The sequence below is a fragment of the Halomonas sp. KHS3 genome (genome assembly GCF_000830495.1).
GTDB classification, from domain to species: domain Bacteria; phylum Pseudomonadota; class Gammaproteobacteria; order Pseudomonadales; family Halomonadaceae; genus Vreelandella; species Vreelandella titanicae.
This window is the reverse complement of record NZ_JWHY01000003.1, coordinates 411,309-435,898: the sequence shown is the minus strand read 5'-3', so window position 1 is coordinate 435,898 and position 24,590 is coordinate 411,309. Positions and strand designations below refer to the sequence as shown.

17 protein-coding genes and 1 tRNA gene are annotated in these 24,590 nt (G+C 55.7%); 14 read left to right on the top strand and 4 right to left on the bottom strand.

Going from position 1 to position 24,590, the window contains the following annotated elements; translation table 11 throughout:
* Window positions 1-115 precede the first annotated feature (115 nt).
* A complete protein-coding gene (locus RO22_RS10805) occupies window positions 116-2,248 on the bottom strand; it encodes a TonB-dependent receptor domain-containing protein (protein ID WP_027958612.1) in 2,133 nt (710 codons plus the stop codon).
* A 245-nt stretch (window positions 2,249-2,493) separates the two neighbouring features.
* Between RO22_RS10805 and RO22_RS10800 the strand changes: the two genes are divergently transcribed.
* The 5 genes from RO22_RS10800 to RO22_RS10780 all read left to right on the top strand — a co-directional run bounded on the left by RO22_RS10800 (window position 2,494) and on the right by RO22_RS10780 (window position 8,499).
* Entirely contained in the window at window positions 2,494-3,450 is a 957-nt protein-coding gene (locus RO22_RS10800) for an ABC transporter substrate-binding protein (RefSeq protein ID WP_035538179.1), read from the top strand.
* Between the two features lie 53 nt (window positions 3,451-3,503).
* A complete protein-coding gene (locus tag RO22_RS10795; RefSeq protein ID WP_027958610.1) occupies window positions 3,504-4,472 on the top strand; it encodes a FecCD family ABC transporter permease in 969 nt (322 codons plus the stop codon).
* A 38-nt stretch (window positions 4,473-4,510) separates the two neighbouring features.
* A complete protein-coding gene (locus tag RO22_RS10790) occupies window positions 4,511-5,608 on the top strand; it encodes an iron ABC transporter permease (RefSeq protein WP_051430522.1) in 1,098 nt (365 codons plus the stop codon).
* Window positions 5,605-6,420, top strand: a complete 816-nt coding sequence (locus RO22_RS10785) for an ABC transporter ATP-binding protein (protein WP_041158299.1) — start codon at window positions 5,605-5,607, stop codon at window positions 6,418-6,420. Before RO22_RS10790 ends, RO22_RS10785 begins: the two co-directional genes overlap by 4 nt.
* Before the next feature lie 246 nt (window positions 6,421-6,666).
* Window positions 6,667-8,499 carry an ABC transporter ATP-binding protein gene (locus tag RO22_RS10780; RefSeq protein ID WP_027958607.1) on the top strand — a complete coding sequence of 611 codons (1,833 nt, stop codon included), beginning with the start codon at window positions 6,667-6,669 and terminating at the stop codon, window positions 8,497-8,499.
* Window positions 8,500-8,516: 17 nt separating this feature from the next.
* On the opposite strand, the gene RO22_RS10775 is transcribed toward RO22_RS10780, so the two are convergent.
* On the bottom strand, window positions 8,517-9,107 hold the full coding sequence (locus RO22_RS10775; RefSeq protein WP_035538182.1) for a hypothetical protein: 591 nt from the start codon (window positions 9,105-9,107) through the stop codon (window positions 8,517-8,519).
* 112 nt (window positions 9,108-9,219) lie between these two features.
* Here RO22_RS10775 and RO22_RS10770 point away from each other — a divergent pair.
* From RO22_RS10770 to avs3b, 8 genes are all read left to right on the top strand, one after another.
* A tRNA-Ile gene (locus RO22_RS10770) sits at window positions 9,220-9,296 on the top strand.
* A 216-nt stretch (window positions 9,297-9,512) separates the two neighbouring features.
* On the top strand, window positions 9,513-11,903 hold the full coding sequence (locus RO22_RS10765; protein WP_027958593.1) for a DNA/RNA helicase domain-containing protein: 2,391 nt from the start codon (window positions 9,513-9,515) through the stop codon (window positions 11,901-11,903).
* A gap of 107 nt (window positions 11,904-12,010) precedes the next feature.
* Window positions 12,011-12,367, top strand: a complete 357-nt coding sequence (locus tag RO22_RS10760) for a nucleotide pyrophosphohydrolase (RefSeq protein WP_027958592.1) — start codon at window positions 12,011-12,013, stop codon at window positions 12,365-12,367.
* A gap of 220 nt (window positions 12,368-12,587) precedes the next feature.
* Window positions 12,588-13,364 carry a type IV toxin-antitoxin system AbiEi family antitoxin domain-containing protein gene (locus RO22_RS10755; RefSeq protein ID WP_027958591.1) on the top strand — a complete coding sequence of 259 codons (777 nt, stop codon included), beginning with the start codon at window positions 12,588-12,590 and terminating at the stop codon, window positions 13,362-13,364.
* Window positions 13,354-14,274, top strand: coding sequence for a nucleotidyl transferase AbiEii/AbiGii toxin family protein (locus RO22_RS10750; protein ID WP_027958590.1), 921 nt, complete (start codon window positions 13,354-13,356; stop codon window positions 14,272-14,274). Before RO22_RS10755 ends, RO22_RS10750 begins: the two co-directional genes overlap by 11 nt.
* Window positions 14,275-14,280: 6 nt before the next feature.
* Window positions 14,281-14,676 carry a hypothetical protein gene (locus RO22_RS10745; RefSeq protein ID WP_152618905.1) on the top strand — a complete coding sequence of 132 codons (396 nt, stop codon included), beginning with the start codon at window positions 14,281-14,283 and terminating at the stop codon, window positions 14,674-14,676.
* A 291-nt stretch (window positions 14,677-14,967) separates the two neighbouring features.
* Window positions 14,968-21,228 carry an NACHT domain-containing protein gene (locus RO22_RS10740; protein ID WP_041158298.1) on the top strand — a complete coding sequence of 2,087 codons (6,261 nt, stop codon included), beginning with the start codon at window positions 14,968-14,970 and terminating at the stop codon, window positions 21,226-21,228.
* On the top strand, window positions 21,206-21,895 hold the full coding sequence (gene avs3b, locus RO22_RS10735; protein ID WP_027958587.1) for an AVAST type 3 anti-phage proein Avs3b: 690 nt from the start codon (window positions 21,206-21,208) through the stop codon (window positions 21,893-21,895). The genes RO22_RS10740 and avs3b overlap by 23 nt, the downstream gene beginning before the upstream one ends.
* A 312-nt stretch (window positions 21,896-22,207) precedes the next feature.
* Here the strand turns inward: avs3b and RO22_RS10730 are convergent, their stop codons facing one another.
* Both RO22_RS10730 and RO22_RS10725 read right to left on the bottom strand, forming a co-directional pair.
* Complete coding sequence (locus tag RO22_RS10730; protein WP_027958586.1) at window positions 22,208-22,519, bottom strand: AzlD family protein; 312 nt, start codon at window positions 22,517-22,519, stop codon at window positions 22,208-22,210.
* Window positions 22,516-23,238, bottom strand: a complete 723-nt coding sequence (locus RO22_RS10725) for an AzlC family ABC transporter permease (RefSeq protein WP_027958585.1) — start codon at window positions 23,236-23,238, stop codon at window positions 22,516-22,518. Before RO22_RS10725 ends, RO22_RS10730 begins: the two co-directional genes overlap by 4 nt.
* Before the next feature lie 174 nt (window positions 23,239-23,412).
* On the opposite strand from RO22_RS10725, the gene RO22_RS10720 reads away from it, so the two are divergent.
* Window positions 23,413-24,549: a C4-dicarboxylate TRAP transporter substrate-binding protein gene (locus tag RO22_RS10720; RefSeq protein ID WP_027958584.1), complete on the top strand. Its 1,137-nt coding sequence runs from the start codon at window positions 23,413-23,415 to the stop codon at window positions 24,547-24,549.
* The last annotated feature ends 41 nt before the right edge of the window (window positions 24,550-24,590 follow it).

The window sequence follows — 24,590 nt, the reverse complement described above, 5'->3', positions numbered from 1 at the left end:
ATCCAGCGATAGCCGCTTTTTTGGTCGTCCGCAAAGGAGAGAGTAGTCAACAAAAAAGCCCCAGCGCATGGCCGGGGCAGAAATCAGCATTGAAACAGTAGCGAGCTGAGGTCGATTAGAATTCGTAGCGGGCGGATAGCCACAGACGGCGGCCCTCTTCGCTGTTGGCGTACACATTGCCAAAGCTGGTGCCATCGCCGTAGGCGCGGTAGTCGACAAAATCTTTATCAAACAGGTTATAGATCGTCGCGCTCAGATTAAGCTGATTGGTGACCGCATAGTTACCGCCTAAGTGAAACAGTGAATAGGCTTTAAAGTCGCCCAAATCATCAAACGAGGGGGCACCGCGGACGCTTTCGCGGTTACGGTAGCGTTCGCTGCGGTACTCAGCTGAGAGCCAAGTATCCAGCTTTGCCGTTGCCTGCCAGCGTAGGGTGGCGTTAATGGCGTGTTCCGGGGTATCTGTCAGCGGCTCGCCCTTGTTATCGCCACTCTTCTGTTCGCTATCGGTGTAGGTGTAATTGGCGTTGACGCGCCAATCGGGAGCGAACTGGTAGCCAGTAGAGAGCTCAACCCCTTGGGTGATCGCTTCATCGATATTGATATCCTGGCTATACAGGCCGTCAGGAATCAGCGGGTCGTTTTCCACCAGGATATCGCTGCCACTGGCAATCTTATCGTCAAACTGGTTGTGGAAAAGTGTGGCGCTGGCGGTAAAGCCTTGCTGGTTATCGTAATGGGCGCCGATCTCGCTGCTGGTGCTGGTTTCAGGCTCAAGATCTGGGTTACCAATGGTCAGCACGGTGCCTTGGCCGGTGACGCCGTTGATGCCATCGTGCAAGTCATTAAGCGTGGGCGTTTTATAGCCGCGGCTCACGCCGCCTTTTAATGTCCAGTTGGGCGTCGTGTTCCACACCAAGTAGCCGCGCGGGCTGAACTGGCTGCCAAAGGCGTCGTGGTGATCGTAACGGCCGCCTAGGGTCAGGGCCAAGTCGTCCCGCAGCATCCACTCATCTTCAGCAAACAGCGACCAGGTGGTTTGGGCAAAGGTCTCACCGGCCAAGCCGTCGTCAAGCTCTGCATCCCACCACTGCAGGCCCAGCGTGGTCATGTGGTTGCCCAGCGGCATGATGAATTTGCTGTCGAGCACAGTATTGGTGGTTTCCAGCTCCCGCGGCGCACCGCCGATAATGCTGGGAAAGCCTTCGTAAGCAACGCCCACATCACCAGGAATCGTGCGTCCTTTGGTTTCGGTGGTATTGCGCATCAGGCTGGATTCCAACGTACCCGAGGCAAAACGTCCGGTGTGGCCAATGGCGATTTGCTCGCGCTCAAAACGGAGTTCATTCGAATAGCCGGTGGCGCTGCCAGGGTCAGGCGCGCAGCTGCGGGTGCGGCCATCCAGGGTGCCTAGCTGGCACTCATCGTTGTTGTAGCGCTGACGATTGACTTCACCATCCAGCCACAGGTCATGGCTGTCAGAGGGCGTCCAGGTTAGCTTACCGCCGATGTTGTAGGTATCGCCTTCCACCGGGCTGGGGCCGCGCTGGCTAACCTCGATAGGATTGCCGTCACCGTCGGTGTAGGTGAGTTCAGAAGCATCGCGCTCATAAACCCGGCCACGCAGTTGAAGGCCAAGGGTATCTTCCACCAAAGGGCCGCTGGTATACAGGTTGATCTCGCGACGATCGCCAAAATCGCGATCTTCGTTAACGGTGTTTTCGACCCCGATAGAGCCAGTCCACTCGCGGCCAACCCGGCGGGTAATAATGTTGATTACCCCACCCATGGCATCAGAGCCATACAGTGTCGACATGGGGCCGCGGATAACTTCAATGCGTTCAATGCTGGAAACCGGCGGAAAGAAGCTGGTGGAGGTTTCGCCAAACCCATTGGGGGTCACGCTGCCAGCGGTATTCTGGCGGCGGCCGTCAATCAGGATCAGCGTGTAGTCGCTGGGCATGCCACGGATACTAATATTACTACCACCGGTTTTGCCCACTGAGCCGCCGACATCCACTCCCTCAACGTTGCGCAGGGCATCGGCAATACTGGTAACCCGTTGACGCGAGAGCTCTTCGCGGGAGATCACTGAAATGCTGGCGGGGGCATCGACCATCGCCTGTTCAAACCCGCTGGCCGAGACAACGATATTGTCCAGCTGTTGATCTTCTTGAGCGGTGGCTGTGCCTGAAGTAACAGCAAGCGTGACGGCGCTAGCCAGAACAGAGCGAGTAAAGCGTGGCATGTCATTCCCTCTTGGTTACGATAATTATTAGCTAATGATATTAATTATCAAATAAAGGCGGGAGTCTAAAAAGAAAAGTTCCCAAACGCGAGGGGATGATTGAGGAACATTACGTTGCGTGAACTGAAACAGCGGGGTGGTGGAGAGGTTGCAAGAAATGGAACACGCCATTCGATGGAATAGTAGTGCAAGCGCTTTTGAGAATCGTTATTATCCTTGTCAAAGTACCGTATCGAGAGAAACTTATGCTGGTTCAAACGACACCAAGGGTAGCCACCCTCATTAAACGCGGGCGTTTAGGCATGATGGGCATATTGCTAAGTGCCTTAGTGGTAGGCACTGCACAAGCGCGCACGCTGGAAACCGCCTTTGGCGACGTAGACGTTGAGGGAACCCCAAAGCGGGTTGTAACACTTTACGAAGGCGCTTTGGACGCTGCCGTAGCGGCAGGTGTCAACCCGCTAGGCGCTGTGACGACGCGTGGTGGTGACAATGTGGCAAGCTACATTGAAGCGCATCTTGGTGAAAACCCGCCTGCTATTATGGGCGTGGTGCGCGAGATCAATATCGAGGCCGTGCTGGCGCAGCAGCCGGATCTGATTTTGGCGCCCGCCCAGCTTTCTGATGAGCAGTATCAACTGCTGTCACGTATTGCGCCCACGGTGGTGCCACTGACCCAGCCACTGGCACCGGATAACTGGAAAGACGAAGCCCGCCTTTACGGTGAAGCACTTAATCGCCAAGCTGCCATCGCAGAAGCGATTGAGGCCGTTGAGCAACGCGCCGTCGAGGTCGCCGAGGCAGTGGAAGAGGCCGGTGTGGGGGGAAGTGCCTTCTTGGTACGCTGGATGCCCGGTGGCCCCATGGTGATGTCGGAAAACCTTTTTTCTGCAGGTTTGTTAGCCCAAGCGGGTCTGGATGTTCAGGACGCTGGCCTGGTCGGCGAGCGCGGTGTGCATAGCGATGTACTGAGCCTGGAAAACCTTTCCCAAGTGGACGGCGACTGGCTGTTCCTGGCAACGCTCAACGAAGATGGTCAAGCGGCGGTGGACGCCGCCAAGCAGAGCAGCGCCTTTACGCGCCTAAACGTGGTGCAGCAAGACCACGTAGTGCCGGTGGATGGTCAGCTATGGACAAGCGCCAATGGCCCGCTGGCCGCTCAGGCGATTCTTGATGATATAGAGGCAGCGCTGTTGCCGTGACGGTTCCACGTTTTGCAACGCCTAACGTTAGGCGTGCTACGCCCCGAACGCTAATGCTGCTACTACTCACCGCCCTTGTGGCGGTGAGTCTCGTTAGTCTATTAATCGGTGCGGGTAGCGTTGGCCCGGGTAGGGCCCTGGCGCTACTGAGCGGTGCCCAGGACAGTGAAGCACGCTTCATCGTCTGGGAACTGCGCGCACCGCGCACCTTGATTGGTATTGTGGTGGGCATGGCACTAGGCGTCGCTGGCGCCCTGTTGCAAGCGGTCGCACGCAACCCGCTGGCTGAACCAGGGCTTTTAGGGGTTAGTGCGGGGGCGGCGTTTGCCGTGGCGCTGGCCTTAGTGCTGGGTGCCAGCGCCGCCACGTTACGCATTTCAGTCGCGCAGTTAGGTGCGCTGGTGGGCTGCGCGTGCGTATTGAGCGTGGCGCGCTTTCGCGGTGTGGGTAACGACCCCATCCGGCTCGTGCTTGCCGGGGCTGCGTTCTCTGGTCTGCTCGCTTCATTAACCTCATTGATATTGCTTTACGACCAGCGTGCCGCTGATGAAATTCGCTTCTGGGTGATTGGCAGCTTGGCCGGCCGCCGCTTGGATGACCTACTTGCCGTGCTGCCCAGTATGCTGGTCGCGTCAGTGATGGTTGCGCTGATTGCTCGGCCGTTAGCTGCCCTGGCGCTAGGCGAACGAGTGGCCTCTGGTTTGGGCCACCACCCCAATCTCATTCGTTGGTTGGTCATCGCCTGCGTGGCGCTGTTGGTGGGGGCTGCCACCGCTATCGCCGGGCCCATTGCCTTTGTTGGGTTGGTGGTGCCGTTTGTCGCACGGGCCTTTGCCGGGCCTGATATTCGTCGCACGCTATGGTTTTGTCTGCCCATCGGGCCGCTGATCGTCCTCGCGGCCGATATCATTTCTCGGGTGGTGGTCGCTCCATCGGAACTACCGTTGGGCGTACTCACTGCGCTGTGCGGCGCCCCCGTACTGATAGCGGTTGTTCGTGCGCGCCGCCTACCAATGCTGTGAATTCGCTAATGAAAACCACGCAGATAAAAAGCTCGTCTATGCCTTTCTCCCCGGAACACCAGTTCCGCGCGGACGGCAATAACAACGTACCGCCACCGCAAGGTTATTGGCGATTCGCCTGGCGAAGCGGGCACAGTCAGAACAGCCTTTTGTTTGAGCAGCGAGCGGTGGCCGTTAACCTGGGACTGTTTGGCGCGTTACTGCTTGCCAGCGTTATTTACCTAAGCCTGGGCAGCGTTAAGGTCGCCCCTATGGCGGTGCTGCAGGCGCTGTTTGGCAATGCAGATATGATGGCGAGCTTTGTAGTGCAGGAGCTGCGCTTGCCGCGTTTAGCCGCTGCCGCTAGTACCGGGGCGGCCTTCGCGTTAGCAGGCATACTGATGCAAACCCTGGCCCGCAATCGCTTGGCGACGCCGGGTATTATCGGCATTGATAATGGCGCGACAGCGTTTGCAGTGGCCTCCATCGTAGGCCTTGGCGTTTCCATCGCGCCGCCTGCCATGGCGTTAGCAGGGGCAACCACCGCAGCGGTACTCACCTTCGGGCTCGCCGCGGGCAACGGCACCCAGGGGTATCGCTTTATCGTGGCGGGGATTGGCGTGGGCGCGGTGTTTGGCGCGATAACGCAATTGATGCTGGCGCGAGTCGCCATTGATACCGCCAATGCTGCTTATCCATGGACGGTGGGTTCGCTCAATGCCCGCCCCAGCGGCGCACTGCAATTACTGATGCTCGGGTTGGTGTTAGGGCTGGCCACTGCCATGGCGTTAGCCCGTTCGCTAACGCTACTGCGTTTCAAGGATGCCACCGCCAGCGGGTTAGGAGTGAACGTCAAACGTCGCCGGTTGGAAGTGCTGCTGCTATCTGTCGCCTTGACGGGGTTGGCGGTGGCTGTGGCAGGTCCGGTGGGCATGGTGGGGTTGATTGGCCCGGAGATTGCCCGGTCAATGTCGAGTTCTCGTAGCGTGCCGGTTTTGGCGGCAACGCTGGCGGGGGCGCTGGTCATGGTACTCGCCGACTTGGCCGGGCGTACGCTGCTGGCGCCGATCGAGATTCCGGTGGGTATCGTTACCGCCGTGGTCGGAGGGCCCTGGTTACTTTGGATATTAATGCGTCCCCAACGGAGTTTTACATGAGCCAATTCCCAGCGTCGCCAATTCCTTCTCTGGCTACCCAGGCACTGGGCATGAGCTATGGCACCCGGCAGGTGATTGATGGCTTGGATATCACCCTGCCCAGCGGCAAAGTCACCGCCATTGTGGGCCCCAACGGGTGCGGAAAATCGACGTTGTTGGCCGGGCTTGCTCGTTTACACAAACCCGATAGCGGTGCTGTATTGCTGGATGGCGTAGATATCCAGCGCTTGCCCACCCGTCAACTCGCTACGCAACTGGCGCTACTGCCCCAGGAGGCCGTCGCACCGGAGGGGCTCACTGTGACCGAGCTGATTCGTTTTGGTCGCCAGCCCCACCAAGGCTGGCTGCGTCAGTGGTCAGCAGAAGACCAACGCGTGGTGCAGCACGCGCTAGCGGCGGCAGGGCTTGAACAACTCGCTGACAGGCCAATTGATGCGCTTTCCGGCGGCCAGCGTCAACGCGCCTGGATCGCCATGACCATCGCCCAGCAAACCCCGCTGTTGTTGCTGGATGAACCCACCTCCGCGCTGGATCTGGGCCACCAGATTGAAGTGTTCGAACTGGTGAAACATCTTGCCCACCATGGCCGTACCGTGGTGATGGTGCTCCACGATCTCGCCAGCGCCTGCCGCTACGCTGATCATCTCATCGCCATGCGCGAAGGCAAGATTGTGGCGGAAGGGCCGCCCGCTCAGGTGGTGACGCCCGATCTAGTGCGTACGCTCTATCAAGTAGAGTGCACGCTGCTGCTAGACCCCGATACCGGCAGCCCGCTGTTGGCCAATGTGCGCCGCGCCCCGGCGCCAGCTTAACTCCCCAAGCATTAACGCGTTGAGCCTGAGCATTGAATTCATTACGCTAGCGCCTACCTAGGCTTTGTACGAAAAATCGGCGAGCGAAGGTCAGGCAAGGCAAAAAACGGCGAAAAAGCGGAGTTTACGGGGTGTAAATGAGCATTTTGATCGGACTCGCGCACGAGCCGTTTTTTAACGCAGCATGGCCGAGCGCAGGCAGTTTTCGTACAAAGCCTAATTGGCCTACAACAACCTCAGTAAGGAATGCTCGTGGCTCCTTCTCCACTCCGTTCTAAGAATCAGAGCTTTCAAGCCCTGGTGCGGCTACTCCGCTACGCCAAAGGCTATCGTCGGCGCATCATTGCCGCCACCGCCTGTTCGATTATCAATAAGCTGTTTGATATTGCTCCAGAGATTCTGATTGGTGTCGCCATTGATGTGGTGGTCAACCAAGAGCAGAGTTTTGTGGCCAGCCTCGGGTTTGAAACGCCTCAACAGCAGATCACCATGCTGGCGGTGCTGACGTTTGTTATCTGGGCAGGGGAGTCGCTATTTGAGTACCTGTTTCAAATCCTATGGCGCAACTTAGCCCAACGTTTACAGGCGGATATGCGCCAGGATACCTACGAGCACGCTCAACGGCTGGATATGGCGTTCTTTGAATCAAGAAGCTCCGGCCAGCTAGTGGCCACCATGAACGACGACGTTAATCAGCTTGAGCGCTTTCTGGACGGTGGCGCCAACGCGATGGTTCAGGTAGTGGTGACGGTGGTGGTGATTGGCGCGGTATTCTTTGTGCTTTCGCCGCTGATTGCGCTGCTCGCTTTCACACCTATTCCGCTGATCATTTGGGGTGCGTTCTTCTTCCAGCGCAAAGCCGGGCCGCTCTACAGCGACGTGCGTGAAAAAGTCGGTGATTTAGCCAGCCGTTTATCCAACAATCTAAGCGGCATCGCGACGATTAAAAGCTTTACCAGCGAAGACCGCGAAGCCGAGCGACTGCGCGAGGCCAGCGAAGCCTATGTAGACGCCAACAGAAGGGCGATCAAGGTTAGCTCCGCGTTTATTCCCGTGATCCGTATGGCGATTTTGGCGGGCTTTCTGGCCACCTTTACTGTGGGCGGCATGATGGCGCTCAACGGTTCACTAAATGTGGGTGCATACGGTGTGTTGGTATTCCTGACGCAGCGGCTGCTCTGGCCGCTCACCGGCCTGGCTCAGGTGATCGACCTGTTCGAACGCGCCATGGCCAGCACTCGGCGGATTCTTGATCTACTTGAAGTGCCGATTACCGTTAAGGACGATAGCACCACCCCGCTCGCTCAGCCGGTGCGCGGTGAAGTGACCATCGACAATGTGAGCTTTCACTACGCTACCAGTGGTGTTGGCGTGGAAAACATTCATTTGCACGCACCGGCAGGCAACACTCTGGCATTAGTAGGCGCGACCGGCTCGGGCAAATCGACCCTGATCAAACTGTTACTGCGCTTTTACGACCCGGAAAACGGGCGGGTACTCATCGATGGCCAGCCGATTACCGACGTCAGCATGAACTCACTACGCCAGTCGATTGGCCTGGTCAGCCAGGATGTTTACCTGTTTGAAGGCAGCATTCGCGACAATATCGCCTACGGTAAGCCCGATGCCGACGAAGCCGCGATTATCGATGCGGCAAAAACCGCCGAGGCGTGGAGCTTTATCGAAACGCTGCCCCAAGGATTGGATACGCCGGTAGGGGAGCGGGGCGTGCGGCTTTCCGGCGGCCAACGCCAGCGGCTTTCTTTAGCGCGGGCGCTACTTAAAGACCCGCCTATTTTGGTGCTGGATGAAGCCACCAGCGCAGTGGACAACGAAACCGAAGCGGCCATTCAGCGCTCGCTTAAGCGCATCGCCCATGGCCGCACGGTGATTATGATTGCTCATCGGCTTTCGACCATCGTGCATGCCGATGAGATCGTGGTGATTGAGAAAGGCCAAGTGGCCGAGCGGGGCACCCATTCCAGTCTTTTGGCAGCTAACGGCCACTACGCTGCCCAGTGGCGGGTACAAACCGGCGAAGCCCAGGCGGGGGATGTGGAAGCAGTTAGTAGCCTTTAACGACTACCGATTAACTATTACCTATTAACCAGGAGTGCATTGAGAGTGACGGGCACATGCTCGTCAATCTCCTGGTAGCCCAGTAACGACATCACGGTGCGCACCGTGGTGTTGGCCATCAGCGCTCGGCCGTCCATCGCCATGGGCTCCGCGTGTGTCACGCGTATCTCATCCAGGCCTTCGCGGGTAAACCGCAGCGGCACGGATTCCTGTTGGTTTACCATGTCTGATTGAACGCTAAAGGTCAGCGTCTCCACCAGTGATTCGCCAATATCCAAACCGTCCAACCGCTCTGGCGGCATTTGCGCCTCTAGCGTCACCAAGGTGGTGTTCGCCAGCAAACCTATCCACGGTGGCAGCTCACCAAAGCGTTCCAACACATCCGTTTGGCTAAGTTTTAACGGCAAGCGCAGGGTGCCATCGCTGGAGATATCGCCCTGCAGATCGCGCACTTGGTGGTGATGAGTTTGCGGTGTTTCGCCGTTCAACTGAGTAATCGACGCCTGCACCCGCGACTGGCCAGGATCAAGCTGCCAATCAGCGTGTACGGGCAGCGCCAACAATAAGGGGAATAGAGCAACCAATGCTTTCACAGCGCGTCTCCGCATAAAGAACTACTCACCAGACTGCCCAATCCACATAAAGTGCCGTAATGACATCAAGATAGCGCAAAGGGGCTAGCCTCACCCGGCCACATTCGCTATGATATGCACGCTTTTCGGGCCTATAGCTCAGTTGGTTAGAGCAGGGGACTCATAATCCCTTGGTCGTAGGTTCAAGTCCTACTGGGCCCACCAATTCCCCTCTTTCTGTCAGTAAGTTATTGGCTTTTTGAAGCCTTTTATGTCGCTGCCGCAGTATAACTCCCAGCTTTACCTTCCTCTTTTAATTTTTACTCGCCTCTCTATTAGTGTCGCTATCATCGCGTTATCTTGTTGAAATTCGTGCGCGCTAATGGATTTCACAAAGCTTTCGTGCATGCTTCTGTTGAACACATAAGGAATGTCTGGCCGATGCTGGTCTATAGCTCCACTAAACAGCAATTCATCGATGCCGTACGTGCAAACGCCATTAGCGACATAATAGAGAACGAGGTGTCTCGAAAGCTGAGCCGCAACTCGCCTCGCAGTGAGGTGACATCCTGGGAGAACTCCCTTCGTTTCATGATGAGCGTTCTGCTCGACGAGGGCATTCCTGCTTCAGCTGGAGTGGCCATCGAGTACAACATTCCGCTGACCAATCGCCGCGTGGATTTTATCCTGACCGGCAAGAACCACCAGCGGGACGATGCCGCGGTCATCGTGGAACTTAAACAGTGGCAGTCCGTCGAGGTGACGAAGAAGGACGCTATCGTGCGTACCCAGTTGGGTGGCGGAGTGCGCGAGACCAACCATCCGTCGTACCAGGCGTGGTCCTATGGCGCGCTGATCGAGGACTACAACGAGACGGTTCGCTCCGAGTCGATCCGCCTGGTGCCCTGCGCCTACCTGCACAACATGAAGCAGGGGAACGCCATCAATGATCCTTTTTATGCCCACCATACGAGCCGTGCGCCGGTCTTCATCTCGCAGGACGCCTTGAAGCTCTCGAAGTTTCTGAGCCAGCACATCAAGTACGGCGACAGCAACGACATCATGTATCGCATCGAGCACGGTGTGATCAAGCCAAGCAAGAACCTGGCGGATGCTCTGGCCTCAATGATGCAGGGCACCGCCGAGTTCCTGATGATCGACGAGCAGAAGCTGGTCTATGAAACCGCGCTTGATCTTGCGCATCGGTCGGCCAACGGCAACAAGCAGTGCCTGATCGTCAAGGGAGGGCCCGGCACCGGTAAGTCAGTGGTGGCCATCAACCTGTTGGTGGAGCTGACGAAGCGCGAGATGATGACGCAGTACGTATCGCGTAACTCGGCGCCGCGCGAAGTCTTCAAGAAACGCCTGACCGGCACTCGCAAGAAAACGCATATCGATAACCTGTTCAAGGGTTCCGGAAGCTATGTCGATACGCAGGCAGACACCTTTCACGCCTTGATCGTCGACGAGGCTCACCGCCTTAACGAGAAGTCGGGTATGTACCAGAACCTGGGCGAAAGCCAGATCAAGGAGATCATCAAAGCGTCGCGGCTCTCGGTGTTCTTCATTGACGAAGCACAGCGGGTGACCCTCAAGGATGTAGGCACGGTCGAGGAGATCAAACGTCGAGCTCGCGATGCCGGTGCCGAGATTCAGGAACTGGAGCTGGCTTCACAATTTCGCTGTAACGGATCCGATGGCTATCTTGCATGGCTCGACTATGCGCTTCAGGTTCGCACGACGGCCAATACGGATCTGGAAGGCATCGATTACGACTTTCAGGTATTCGATGACCCGAGCGCGTTGAAAGCGGCCATCCTCGACAAGAATCGCAAGGCCAACAAGGCCCGGATGGTAGCGGGCTACTGCTGGCCCTGGGCGAGCAAGAAAGACAAGCAAGCCATGGATATCGTTTTTCCCGAGCATGGCTTTGCCGCCCAGTGGAACCTTGATGATGACGGCATGCTGTGGGCCATTGCCGATACCTCCGTCGAGCAGGTCGGCTGCATTCACACTTGCCAGGGGCTCGAGTTCGACTATGTGGGCGTCATCATCGGCGATGACTTCGTGATTCGTGACGGGCGCGCGGTGACCGACGCACGCGAGCGCGCAGGGCAGGACCGTTCTGTGCATGGCTACAAGAAGCTGCTCAGGGAAGAGCCCGAGCATGCACGCGCCCTGGCGGATCAGATCATCAAGAATACCTACCGTACACTGATGACGCGGGGGCAGAAGGGCTGCTACGTCTATGCCACGGATCCCGAAACCCGTGAATACTTCGCGGCTTTCGTTCAAGCGCAAGCATTGAGCGAGCAACCAGTTGAGGCAAGTAATTCCAATGGGCTGGAAGGCTTGGACCTTCCCGTCGTCGTGCGCGAAGAGGCCGATCCGTTCGAGCGCCATGTGCCCGTGTACGATTTGAGCATCGCCGCCGGTGAGTTCAGCGAGATGCAAATCGCCGACGCCGAGCACTGGGTCGAGCTGCCGGACTTCATGCGCGCGAGCCCCGACCTGTTCGTCAGCCGGGTGGTTGGGGAGTCGATGAATCGGCGCATCCCCAATGGTGCCTGGTGCCTGTTTCGTGCCAACCCAGGCGGCACGCGGCAGGGCAAAGTCGTTGTGGTGCAGCATCGCGCCATCGAGGACCCGGATCATGGCGGCAGCTTTACGGTAAAGCTGTACCAGAGCGAGAAGATCGAGGAATACGGAGAGTTCGTAAACCATCGCATCGTGCTCAAGCCCCAGACCAACGCCTTCGGCTATAAGGACATCGTGCTCGAGGACGAGCTTGAAGACCTGAAGGTCATCGGCGAATTCCTTTCTGTGCTGTGAGCGAGTGGGCGGCCGGATGGTCGCCTATACCGATGCTGGCTGGATAGCGGGCGACAGAGCAGGCATACTCACCGCTATCCGATACCGCAGAACCAGGTGAGCCCAAGATGTCAGACCCGTTCAAGCAACTCCGTGACGCAATGGATCAGTTCGTCACCGAGCGTGACTGGGATCAGTTCCACTCGCCCAAGAACCTGGCCATGGCGTTGACGGTGGAGGCAGCAGAGCTGCAGGAGTGCTTTCAGTGGCTGACCGAGGCGCAGTCCAGGGAGCTGGATGAGCAGCAACTGGCTGCCGTGCGCGACGAAATTGCCGATGTTCAGCTCTATCTGATTCGGCTGGCGGGCAAGCTGGACTTGGATATTGAAGCGGCATGCCGGGCGAAGATGGAGAAGAATGCGGAGAAATATCCCGCCGACCAAGTGAAGGGAAGTGCGAAAAAGTACACGCACTATCAGGGTTGACGTGATGTGTGGCCGCTTTGTCCCCTGTAGCGGCCTTCTCTGCCTGGCTTCGTCCCTCAAGCTTCCTCCCGCTAAATTTGGGCTTAAGCAGGAGCGGAGACTCAGCCTCCGGTTTAATTTCTGTCATAAAAGCGGCCTTGAATGGCGATTTTGAGCTTGAAGATAAACTAACGTGGTTTATTATTTACTCTAAAGACGGAATTTAAGGCCGCTTTTTCACGTGAAAATAAACCAATTGCTGCACAAAATCCCGTATGGCGCGGTCGTGACGACCGCTTGGCTGGCGTCACACGGCGTCACATCTGATCAGGCGCGTAAGCTGGCCAGCAGTGGCTGGCTGCAACGCGTGGGGCACGGTGCCTACTGCCAAGCGGGGGAGCCTCTTACCTGGGAGAGCGCTGTCTTCGCCCTGCAGGCGAGCGACCACACGGGCTTACCACCGCTTTGGCCGGGTGGTCAGACGGCCCTGGCACTGCATGGTTTTGCCCACTATCTACCCATGGGGGAGAGCACGACGTACCTGTATGGCAAGGAGGCCGCTCGGCTGCCCCGGTGGTTGAATGATGCCGAGTGGGCAGGGCGGATGGTGCTCCACTCTGAAAAGGGCCTGCCAGCGCAGCTTCCCGGCAGCTTTACGGACTACGCGCCGGATGGCAGGGCCTTCAGCTTGCAGGTATCGACCCCAGAGCGAGCCGTCCTGGAGTGGATCGCCGTTACGTCGAATGAGTTGCTGTTCAGTAGTGAGCTGGTCGACACCTTCGTCGGGCTCAATACGCTGCGTCCGCGCCGGCTGCAGGCATTGCTGGAGGGGTGCCGTTCGGTGAGAACCAAGCGGGCCTTCCTGGTGCTGGCTCGACACGCTGGGCATGCCTGGTACGGTCGCCTGGAACCTCGCCGACTAGATCTCGGCAAAGGTAAGCGGCAACTTTGCCAAGGCGGCAAGCTGGACATGGAGTATCAGGTAACGGTGCCGGAGGCGTTCCAGCATGTCGATTGACGCTCGCTACCACGAACAGGTCAGCCTGTTGGTATCACTGCTGCCTTTTCTCAATGACGAGCCGTGCTTTGCCCTGAAGGGCGGTACGGCCATCAACCTCTTCGTACAGCCATTACCCCGTTTATCGGTCGATATCGACTTGGCCTACCTGCCGCTGGAGCCCCGTGACGAGGCATTGCGACGCTGCCGCGAGGCGCTGCAGCGCCTCGCACAGGCCTTCAGCGCTCGGCTGCCAGACGTGCGGGCCGAACTTCAGGATAACCGCCGAGACGAGCTGAGGATCCTGGTGCGCCGAGGGCGTAGCCAGGTGAAGGTGGAAGTATCGCCGGTACTGCGAGGCACCCTGCACCCGCCTCAGGAGCGCGATGTAGTTGAAGCAGTAGAGGACGATTACGGCTTCGCTGCGGTGCGGGTGGTGTCACTGCCGGATCTCTATGGCGGCAAGATCTGCGCCGCGCTGGATCGCCAGCACCCCCGTGACCTTTTCGATGTGAAGCTGCTTCTGAACCAGGGCGGCTTGGATCGCAGCGTGTTTGAAGGCTTCCTGGTCTATCTGCTGGGGCATCCCAGGCCCTTGAACGAAGTGATTAATCCTAGGCTGAAACCACTGGATGACGTTTACCGGCAGGAGTTTGTCGGGATGGCCAGGGGTGACCTGCCATTGCAGGAACTGGAGAGCGCCCGCGATGAGCTACTGTCGCGGCTGGGTCAGCTGATGACGGATGAAGACGTTCGCTTCCTGCTGTCTTTTAAGCAGGGAGCGCCTGATTGGGCGCTGCTCCCGCTGCCGGGCGTCGAACGGCTGCCTGCTGTGCGCTGGAAGCTCGCCAATATCCTGAAGATGGGGGCTGACAAGCACCGTCAGTCACTAGAGCTGTTGGAGCTGGCCTTGGGCAGGCTTCGACAATGATGCGGTGTGCCCTGGCGGATTAACAGCCTAATAGACTTCTCCTTATATCCTTGCAGCGCTAGGCTGTTACGCATAATTACGCTACGCGTAGGGGGCATGGTGGACAGCTGGGAAGCTCAGTTCCAGCGGGACATTATCGAGGCCATGACGGCCTATGGTCGAAGGGCCAGCATGGCCGGCGGCTACGACCTTAAGGTAGGGGCCGTCAGCGAGGTGGGCTCAGGTAAGCCCCATGACCCCGAGAAGCAGCGCTTGGCCGAGATAATCGTTCGGCTCAACGACCTCTGCGGCGCCGAGGCCGGTGACGACGACAAGCTGCAATTCGCCAACGGCATCGCCGATCGCAACGAGCGTGACGAGGCAATGATGGCCCAGGTTGGCAGCCACAGCGAAGACCTGTGACGCACGGCCTATTCCCGAAGAGGGGTACCACGCCGTGCTCGGCGATCTCAGCCACTACGAGAAACTCAGCATACCGTTGCTAGAGGATAAGGAAACGGGTAGGCAGTTTTCGCTGTTGATACTCAAGTTGCTGTTGGAGAGGTCGAATCGAGATGGATTTCCGCAAAATCTATATGTTGGATGAATAAATATCATGGCTGCTTTCTATCTAAACAGATGTGGTTATCCTACTAAGATGTCAATCTGTCGTTATGCTATTCACTATGATTTTAATGTGTGGGGAGACGTTTGATGTCTGGGCATGAATTAGTCCGACCGAGCCGGGATGGCGATCAATTTCATTACCACTGGGCTGCTCGTCAATGTCTTAAACTCCTCCCCGGGCAGACTGATCTCGTTGCTATAACCATTGAGGGTGCTTCGGCGAAAGAGGACGAAAGTGACGAGATTGAAGCTGGTGAACAGCTTATTGATGTTGGTTTGTATTTTGGTGCAGAAAGTCTTCATAAAGCTCGGCTTATCCGTTATATCCAACTCAAACATTCCACGCGAGCTGCTAATGAGCCTTGGACGGCAAGCGGACTGAAAAAAACAATTAAGGGCTTCGCTGAACGTTACGTGCAGCTTGTGGAGCGCTTTAATGATGCAGATGTGATACAGCGGTTTCGGTTTGAGTTCATAACAAATCGCCCGATCGAAACCAAGGTCAGGGAAGCCTTAGCAGACCTCGCGTCAGGGAATGCAGCTCAACATCCGAATCTACATAAAGTGCTTATCGAATACGCTGGGATCGATAAAACTCAGGCAGCGCAATTTTTCAAACTTTTCTTCACGAAGGGTGGCGAGGGAGCTCTCTGGGAACAGCGTCATTTATTAGCCTATGATATCAGCGCTTACCTGCCAGATGCGGACTATGACGCTCCAATCCAGTTGAAAGATCTCATCACTCGCAAGGCAACAACAGAGTTTGAATCAGATCCATCGATCCACCGCCACGATGTCCTGCGCGCGCTAAAGGCATCCGAGGAACAGTTACAACCTGCGCCTTGCCTAATCTCAGACCAGGCGGGTACCTTGCCTCGTGAACAGGAGCAGGAGATTCTTCAGGCTCTTCTTGCTGCCGAGCATCCCATCGTTATCCATGCAGATGGCGGCGTGGGAAAATCTGTGCTTGCCGCTCGATTGGTGGCATCGATGCCGATTGGCTCTGAGGCCGTTCTCTATGATTGCTTCGGCGATGGTCTATATCGCAGCTCAATTAATTTTCGGCATCGACACCGTGATGCTCTAGTACAGATAGCTAATGAACTAGCTGCTCAGGGTCTGTGTCATCCGCTGATACCGACCGCCTATGCCGACACAAAGCAGTATATGCGTGCTTTCTTGCACCGCCTAAAACAAGCAGTTGAGCTGTTGCGGGCGAGCGCTCCCGAAGCACTCCTTTGCTTGATTATTGATGCCGCCGATAATGCAGAAATGGCTGCTGAGGAACAAGGAGAGCCATCAAGCTTTGTTAGAGACCTTATTCGGATTCCGCTGCCAGATGGGATTCGTCTGGCATTTACTTGCCGGACACATCGTCGTTCGCGTCTTGGTGCATCGCCTGAAGCGCATGAGATAGAGCTTCGTCCCTTTAGCGAGAACGAAAGCGCACACCATCTTCGTAGATTCTATCCTGCAGCGACCGGTCATGACGTTGCAGAATTTGCTATTCTCAGCAGTTCGAACCCGCGCGTCCAGGCATTGGTGATTTCTCAAGGCTTACCACTGCAGGAAATGCTTAGGCGGCTTGGGCCTGAACCGACAACGGTAGATCGTACGATCGGCGAATTACTCGAAGTCGAAGTTGCACGACTGCGTGACCTAGAAGGGAGCGTTGAAGCATCACAGATTGACGTAATCTGCCAAGGGCTTGCAATTCTTCGTCCCTTGGTACCAGTCACTGTTCTAGCAAAACTATCCCAGACCTCTGAGAGCGCTGTCCGAAGCTTTGCTCTAGGGCTAAGCCGCCCGTTACTGGTAAAAGGCGATAGTCTCCATTTTCGCGACGAGCCAAGCGAAACTTGGTTTCGTGAGCGGTTTAAGCCCGATGCGACAGCACTTACTCATTTTCTTGAATGTTTGCGGCCGCTCGCTGCACAGAGTTCCTACGCCGCGGCAATGCTACCGCAGCTACTCTTGGAAGCTGGGAGGATGGATGAACTGGTAGAGCTGGCCCTTTCTGGAGAGAGGCTTCCTACTGTAAATCCACTTGAAAAGCGGGATGTCGAGCTACAGCGACTAACTTTCGCTTTGAAAGCCTGCCTTCAACAGAGGCGCTATGTAGCAGCGGCGAAACTTGCCCTAAAGTGTGGCGCGGAGTGTGCTGGGGAACAACGCCAGAATAATCTCATTCAAGAGAACACTGATCTAGTGGCCCAGCTTATGGCTCCAGATCGTATTGAGGAGATTGTTTCACAGAGAGTTTTCAGTTCGGGTTGGATGGGCTCTCGTCATGCCTATGATGCAGGCCTTCTCTCCGGACGCGATGAGTTTTCTGCAGTTGCATTTAGCCGGCTCCGTATGGCCATGGATTGGCTGGAGGCTTGGGCCCGCCTGCCCCAAGAGGAACGTGAACAGGAAAATGTAAGTCATGAGGACAGGGTAGAGCTTACTCTAGCAATACTGCGTCTGCGGGGAGGCGAGGCGGCAGCCCAATTTGTGAGAAGGTGGAGACCTCGACATTTTGCTTTCGATGTGGGACGCCGCTTGGGGCGAAGACTTATCGATTTGGGGCAATATGAGCAACTTAATGTTCTTGCTGAGTCTAGCGGGAATGATGTGTGGCTGCTTTTGGGACTTATCAGCGAATCAAGTGTAGTGGGCCACCGAATCACCACAAAACCTTTGATGCGGCTGCTGCGGCTGCTCGGTGATCGGCGTGTTAAGCTGCATGAATATCAAGAGTGGAACGAAAAATGGACGGTTCTTTACGCCGTCCGATCCGCAGTGGAACTCGCCTTACGTGTGCTACCGCCAGAGCCGAGTGTATGGGTAGCGATTATTCAACGTTACCTTCCTCCTGAACCTCCCGCGGACTTGGCTAGTCGTTTCGGGTTTGATCGTGCACCGATGCTCCGTGCCTACGCTCTTGAAGCCGCTCTACGGGGGGAAAGACTCGCCCTGATCGATGTTGCGCCCTCTGAGGTGCGTGAGCAACTGGACTCGCGGAATCAGTATGGGCGCAGCCGAGATGCCGATATCTTCCAGCAGGAAGTCGGCGGCCTCTTGCCTTGGGTTGTGCTCTCCGCTGAGATCATCTGTGATCGCTTCCCTTCAGATTGGTCTATTGCAATCGCGGAAGCTCTTAATCAGAGTAACGCCTCAGCATCCCGAATGTATCGGCAAGACCAAAGTCTGCGGCAGGCTGTTGCGCTAGAATGGTTAAGACTCTTGCGGGATGCTGGTGTCGCCAAGGCTCCAGAATTAGAATCATTTAAGTCATGGCTATCTCAACAAAAAGATCCGCTTTGGCCAGATACCTTGATAGCTTTGTGCCGCATGGCTGCTCGTGCAGAGGGGTTCGAGTCATTGGCATTGGATTTCGCGGCAGAGGCTTACCAAGCACTGGAGGCTGTACGAGAGGACGCAGAGTCGCGCGCTGAATCGTATCTCAAACTCGCACGCGCAATCTTGGCGGTGAGTCTAGCCGAGGCCGGGGTCTTTTTTGATCGCGCAGTTGATATTGCAAGTCGTATCGGTGATGAGAACCTTCATCGTTGGGCGGCATTCTTACATCTTGCCAAAGCTGCAGGAGAGCATAATAATCCCCGGCCACGGACAGCCTACCGACTATCACGCGTTGCAGAGCTCACATATGAGTATGTAACACGTGACAAGCACTTCGACTGGGACGGCACTGCTGAAGCCTTGACTGACCTCTGTGCATCCTCGGCTTTATCTATCCTCAGTCAGTGGCGCGATCGCAGATTCGGTGATCCAGAGCGCCTGCTGCCACTCGTAATCTACCGCCTCATGGCACAAGGCAGCCTTCCGGTTATAACGCCCATAGCCTTCGGGGGGATTGAGGCCGGTTGGGATCGTTTATCGGACTTGAAGCGTGTTGTTGCGGAGGAAGTCGATTCTGTTCGGCGTTACGTGTCTGCCCATATCTCCTATCGCTACATTCGGGTGCAGCCATTGAGATGCGAGACCTTGCTCGAACTCAGTGAGTTGAGTAAAACATATGATCTCAAATTTCCCGACATCCACCGCCTTCTTGCTGCCACACACAATGGCGACTCAACGAATGAAAAGGATATATCGAAGCCTTGCCATTCCCCCGTGGCGAAGGAGCGACGCTCACCTGACTGGGACACCATCTTCCAAGGAATCGATTTGGCCGATGCTGACTCACTCCAATCGGCCTATGCTGCTATCAGTACCTATGATCCTCCGTACGAATTCAACGCTTTCTTCCAAGAAGCATTCGCACGAGTGAGGATTGGCAGGGAACCTGAACTGGTTCACGCCATCGCCGCCTCGCCAGATTTCGGAATATTTAAATTGCGATATTTGCTGGATACAATACTCTCGCAGCCACTGAAGCAGTTGTCTTTCCAGAAGGCCGTGCGAGATGCGGTGCTATCAGTATGCCGTCGCGAGCCTGAGCGAGTCCAACGGCGCGGATGGGGCGTCCTGATACCGTTTGAGAAGCTCCACAAAGATGGTCTTGTGGCCGATCAGGATGTGGTCCAAGCCACTCTCGAGGGGTTCGCTTTACAGGTGGATGTCCTAAGTGCGGGCGACTTCTTCCAGTTGGTTGATCCTCTCGTATCCTGTCTCTCACCGGAACAGGCTGATGAAGCACTGAACTTTGGAATGGACCTTCTTGAGGATATGCTTCGGTTGGAGGATGGTAACGGGCCCTGGCGTACTGAGCTGCAACCGCCTCAGTCCTTGATTTCCTCCTTAGCTGGCTACATCTGGGTGGGGTTAGGTTCACCGATAGTTTCAGAGCGTTGGCAATGCGCACACGTAGTAAGGTCTATGGTTGAACTGGACTGGGCCGAGTTTCTAAAGGTGCTCATCGACTGGGCGAATACCGATGTACCGCTTCCCTTTATTGATCAAGAATTACCGTTCTATGTTTGGCACGCGCGACAATGGCTTCTAATCGGTCTTGCACGTGGTGGACTTGAAAATGCATCGGCCCTAAGGTCGTCTGTGCCATTTCTACGATTTTGGCTGCGTGAAGAGCATGTCTTGATACGGGAGCTCGCAAGTCAGGCGCTTCGAACCTTGATGGTCGCTGGTGAGTTGGATGCTAACGAGTTCGATGATCTTGATACTGTTAACTGGCCTATTTTGCCAGAGAAGGTTTTTAATGGCTGGCTGGATCCTATTGAGGACAAAGCATTCAAAGTCGATGAAGCACTCAGCGATGACGAGAAGTATTACTTTGGCATGGACATTGGCCCGTACTGGTTTGCCCCCCTTGGGCGAGCATTCGGCCTCAGTCAGGAGGCTATCGAGAGACGTGCACGTCATGCCCTAGGGGAACATATGGGCTGGAATGGTGGGAGTAGATGGCAGGAAGACTCTCGTTTGCTGAGGAGAATTTTCGGTGACAGAGAAACATCTCACGCGCACGGTAGCCTGCCTACAACAGATGACTTATGCGCTTACCATGGGTATCACGCCATGATGCTAGTGGCTGCGGCTCTACTGAAAGAACAGCCTGTGCGACGCCAAGCTGACGAATCTATAGATGAGTTTCGCGATTGGCTGTCGAGTTATCTTCTGACCCGCGCCGATGGAAAATGGCTTGCCGATCAACGAGATCCTCGGCTCGTCAAGGAGCCCCCGTCACCTGAAGGCTACAACGACAAGCTATGGTGCTGGAGCGTAACGGCAGACTATCTTGATCAAATGCTAGTGACTGAAGATAGCATGACTGTTCTCAAGGGGCACTGGAATGGAGGCGAGGATGGTTATTATGAGACGGTTTCCGTCGGCAGTGCGCTGACTTCTCGAGTCGGAGCTGAGGCGCTGGTAGCGGCTCTTCAAACAGCACCTGAGCTAGGTCATTTTACCCTTCCCAACGCTAGATTCAGCGAAGATATGGAAGCTGGAATCCTGAAGCTTAAGGCCTGGGTAACGGACGAGAGTGACCCAGCTAGGCTAGACGAAGGTGATCCATGGGCTAAGAGCTTACACTTTCCTGGACCTAGGCCTTCTGATGATGAGATTAAGAAGATGGGGTTGGTTGCGTCAGAGGATGGCCGTACCTGGCGAAGTGGGATTGAATGTTTGCTTCGCAGTGAGACATGGACCCGCACTCAGGGATATGGGCAAGAGATGGAGACAATCCCAGGTTGGAGGCTCAGCGGCAATAGAGGTTTTCTAAAGCGACTTCTCAATGCACACCCTGATTATTGTCTTATTCTGAGCGTTGAGATTCGACGTCGGCCACCTCGGCACGACAGAGGAAATGATGAGTTTGGTCGATATCCACAGCCGTATGCTCGCTATTATCTGATGGAGGAAGATGGTGTCCCTCACGCGCTCTAAAGCTGTATTAGAACTTGGTAAAAAGTTGGTTGATCAGCTTGATTTTAAAGATGACCTTTTGGCATCTTGGATGGCTCATTATTTAGCACAGCGGATTGATATGGCCGAAAAGGCCCCTGCTGAGGCCAAAGAAAAGGCTCATGTTGACTGTGCGAAGGCAATTCTAGAGCTATGGAAATATCGAGATACCATTCCAAGGCATCTTCGACCATTGGGAGAGCTTGAACCGGTGCTAAGGGTGCTCGCATCTCTGGATGTGGAACAAACCGATTACCGTTACTATCCCCAAGCACTTCGAGAGGCAGCGACTGCGGATGTAGACGAAGAAACCAAGCAGTGGCTCGATCTCGCGATGGGGATAGACTACACAGCTCGCTTACTAATCCAGTTCGCACTGCGCTCTGCGTCACATCAGGCAGCTTCTAAAGCTGAGCCTTGGGTTGAGCTAGCTCGCCAGGCCGGCGCAGAAGAAGGAGCCGAGAGGCCAATCGTGAAGTTGATCTTAGGAAACAACGAAGCGGGAGAAACTGATAAAAACAAGCAAGATGCTGCTCTGATAGACAAGTTGTCCCGGCTAGAGGGATTGGCTGATTTGGCGAGCCATCTGGCAAGTGAACTCCGAGCCGAGTTAGGCTCTGGTGATGAACAAGGACATAATTTGAGTTGACGATAGGCGTGTAATTTCAGTACACCAGCGGTACACACACCAGCTTCGTATGGTACCCTCAAACTTCGCTAAGCTACTGATTCCAAAGAACTGTACCTTTCGCTCGATTACGGTTGCTTTTCCTTGTGTGTCAGTAACTTATTGTTTTAAAAGCGAACTCATAATCCCTTGGTCGTAGGTTCAAGTCCTACTGGGCCCACCATTTCTATATTTACCTATTTCAAAAGCAGGGAGTAATTAGTCCCTGGAGCTGCGGTATATCTGATTCTAGTTACGCCCTGCGCACGTCTAAAACTTTCAAGTCCCCCAATATTACCCAACCCACCACCGCCAACCCGCAGCACAAAGCATGCCCATTGCAATCGATACCAACGGATTCCTCATCACTACCGCCACCGTACCCGCCGCAATGGCCGCGAGCCGAACGCCACCGTCACCATGCACGATAATAGGCGTAATGACGGCAATCAGGACTGAGCTAGACATGGCATCGACGAATCGCCTAACGCGTGGGCCTAGCGGCACACGTGACATGATTAGCAGCCCCAGCACTCTGGAGCCATAAGCAATTACCACCATTAGCGTGATGGCTATCAACGACTGCCATACGGGCGATGGGATCATGAGGCGCTTTCCCTGAACCAGCGTCCAGGCAACAATACGGCCACCACGCCACCGGTAATGGCACCCACCATCACATGTAGGTAAGGCGGCAACCACCAGTACGCCATTAATGCACTAGCCGCTGCTGCCAGCCAGGGTAGGGCCATTGCCGCTCTTGGGTTTCCACCAACAACGATCATCAGCAGAAAGCACAGCATGATCACATCAAGGCCGAAGCGTTCAGGCTCGGTAATGCCTCCGCCAAAGGCTAACCCTACCGCCGTGCCGACGACCCAGGCGCCCCACAACGCGATCCCACCACCTAGAAGAATGCCCAAGTTTCGCTCACCGCGCTGATACTCGCCCAGCGCCATTGCCCAGTTGGAGTCGGTTAGCAGTATCACCATAGCGAATTGCTGGCGTTGAGGTAACGCCTTGAGCCAGGGATAGAGCGCCGCACTCATTAGCATATGCCGGGTATGAATCGCGAGTGTGACCGCTGCCAGAGCAAGCAGTGGCAGAGGCGAATGCCACATCTCTAGGGCAGCAAATTGCGATGGAGCCGCGAAGACAAACAGGCTCATTAGCATCGCTTCCCAGCCGGCCAACCCTTGGTGCACGGCGGCTACGCCAAACGCCAATCCAAACGCGATCGTAAAAACCGCTAAAGGCAGCATCATGCGAATCCCTCGCCAGGTACCCGCAATATCCAGCCGAGTAGGATTTTCTTTTATTTTCATTGCTTAACCTTTCTATGCGAAGCAGGCCGTATCAAAAACAAACAGACCTGCTTGTTTTTTTATTATTTGAAGTCTAGATTGAATTATGTACACGCGCCACAGCTGGTGACGTGTCAACAAGATGAAACAATACAACAGAAAAAAACAGCCGATTAAATCGGCCCAGGAAACTATATGAACTTCACTCGTAATACGCTGACACTCGCCGTTGGAGCGCTGGTCTTGCCTGTTGTTGCTTCTTCGGCCCATGCCGCAACTTCCTTTATTGCCAATTCGTTCTACGACCAACAACATCCCCACTCCCGTTACGGTTACATCGAGTGGGCAGAAATGGTCAAGGAACTCTCGAACGGCGAACTGCAACCCGAGGTTTATACCGGCACCGTACTGCTGGCACCACGGGCTAACCTGCAGGGTATCCAGGATAACGTGGTTCAGGTTGCTCACCATGCGGCTATCTACACGCCTTCTGAAATGCCGGTCGCGAATGCCGTGCAGGAATTGGGGTTTAACTATGATGACCCGCTGATTGGCATACTGGCGGTGACAGACTTCAGCCTTAATAATCCCACTCAGCTAGCCGAGTGGGAGGAGCTGGATATTGTCTACCTGGGCGCCTATAACACGCCTTCCTATGTGCTGTTCTGCCGCGAGCCAGTCCGAAACCTGGAAGAGCTACGCGGTAAACGTATTCGTACGGCTGGCTCGACTGTTTCCGCCTGGGTCGAGCAAGCCGGGGGAACGCCCGTCAATGTGCCTTCCAGTGAGATGTATAGCGGCCTCGATCGTGGCTCGTTGGACTGTGCCTCTAATGCGGCTAACGACTTGATTGACCGGTCATTGTGGGAGGTTGCCGAGCACACCACGCTGCTGCCTACCGGCATGTATTGGTCTGGCCCTCAGTGGGGCTTCAATTCGGGCTTCTGGGCTAGCCTCAACGATGAGGAACGTGATGTCTTCAAAGAAGCGACTGCCAAGGCAATGACCCGCATGATTGTCCAGTATCTGGGCGCTTCTGAAGCCGCACTGGAAGAAGCCGCTTCTCATGGCAACAACATCTACGAGCCCGAAGAGGATCTGATGGCTTCCGTGGAGGCTTTCCGCGATGAGGCCTTGGCCAATGTCTACGATAAGGCCCGCGATGAGTATGGCGTTGAAGACCCCGAGGCGCTGATTGATGATTTTATCGCGACCTACGAAAAGTGGGATGCCTTAATCAGCGAAGTTGATCGCGAAGACGAAGAGGCCCTGGCCGAACTGGCCATGGAAGAGATCTACAATAAGCTTCCTGCTGACTACGGAATTTATTAACGCTGCAACACTGAGGCCGCCGCATTGAGGCGGCCTAGGCC

What these genes read in the sequence shown, in the direction of transcription:
- RO22_RS10805 (WP_027958612.1), bottom strand. Translation starts at nt 2,248, where the DNA reads ATGCCACGCTTTACTCGCTCTGTTCTGGCTAGCGCCGTCACGCTTGCT.
- RO22_RS10800 (WP_035538179.1), top strand. Translation starts at nt 2,494, where the DNA reads ATGCTGGTTCAAACGACACCAAGGGTAGCCACCCTCATTAAACGCGGG.
- RO22_RS10795 (WP_027958610.1), top strand. Translation starts at nt 3,504, where the DNA reads ATGCTGCTACTACTCACCGCCCTTGTGGCGGTGAGTCTCGTTAGTCTA.
- RO22_RS10790 (WP_051430522.1), top strand. Translation starts at nt 4,511, where the DNA reads ATGCCTTTCTCCCCGGAACACCAGTTCCGCGCGGACGGCAATAACAAC.
- RO22_RS10785 (WP_041158299.1), top strand. Translation starts at nt 5,605, where the DNA reads ATGAGCCAATTCCCAGCGTCGCCAATTCCTTCTCTGGCTACCCAGGCA.
- RO22_RS10780 (WP_027958607.1), top strand. Translation starts at nt 6,667, where the DNA reads ATGCTCGTGGCTCCTTCTCCACTCCGTTCTAAGAATCAGAGCTTTCAA.
- RO22_RS10775 (WP_035538182.1), bottom strand. Translation starts at nt 9,107, where the DNA reads ATGCGGAGACGCGCTGTGAAAGCATTGGTTGCTCTATTCCCCTTATTG.
- RO22_RS10765 (WP_027958593.1), top strand. Translation starts at nt 9,513, where the DNA reads ATGCTGGTCTATAGCTCCACTAAACAGCAATTCATCGATGCCGTACGT.
- RO22_RS10760 (WP_027958592.1), top strand. Translation starts at nt 12,011, where the DNA reads ATGTCAGACCCGTTCAAGCAACTCCGTGACGCAATGGATCAGTTCGTC.
- RO22_RS10750 (WP_027958590.1), top strand. Translation starts at nt 13,354, where the DNA reads ATGTCGATTGACGCTCGCTACCACGAACAGGTCAGCCTGTTGGTATCA.
- RO22_RS10740 (WP_041158298.1), top strand. Translation starts at nt 14,968, where the DNA reads ATGTCTGGGCATGAATTAGTCCGACCGAGCCGGGATGGCGATCAATTT.
- avs3b (WP_027958587.1), top strand. Translation starts at nt 21,206, where the DNA reads ATGGTGTCCCTCACGCGCTCTAAAGCTGTATTAGAACTTGGTAAAAAG.
- RO22_RS10730 (WP_027958586.1), bottom strand. Translation starts at nt 22,519, where the DNA reads ATGATCCCATCGCCCGTATGGCAGTCGTTGATAGCCATCACGCTAATG.
- RO22_RS10725 (WP_027958585.1), bottom strand. Translation starts at nt 23,238, where the DNA reads ATGAAAATAAAAGAAAATCCTACTCGGCTGGATATTGCGGGTACCTGG.
- RO22_RS10720 (WP_027958584.1), top strand. Translation starts at nt 23,413, where the DNA reads ATGAACTTCACTCGTAATACGCTGACACTCGCCGTTGGAGCGCTGGTC.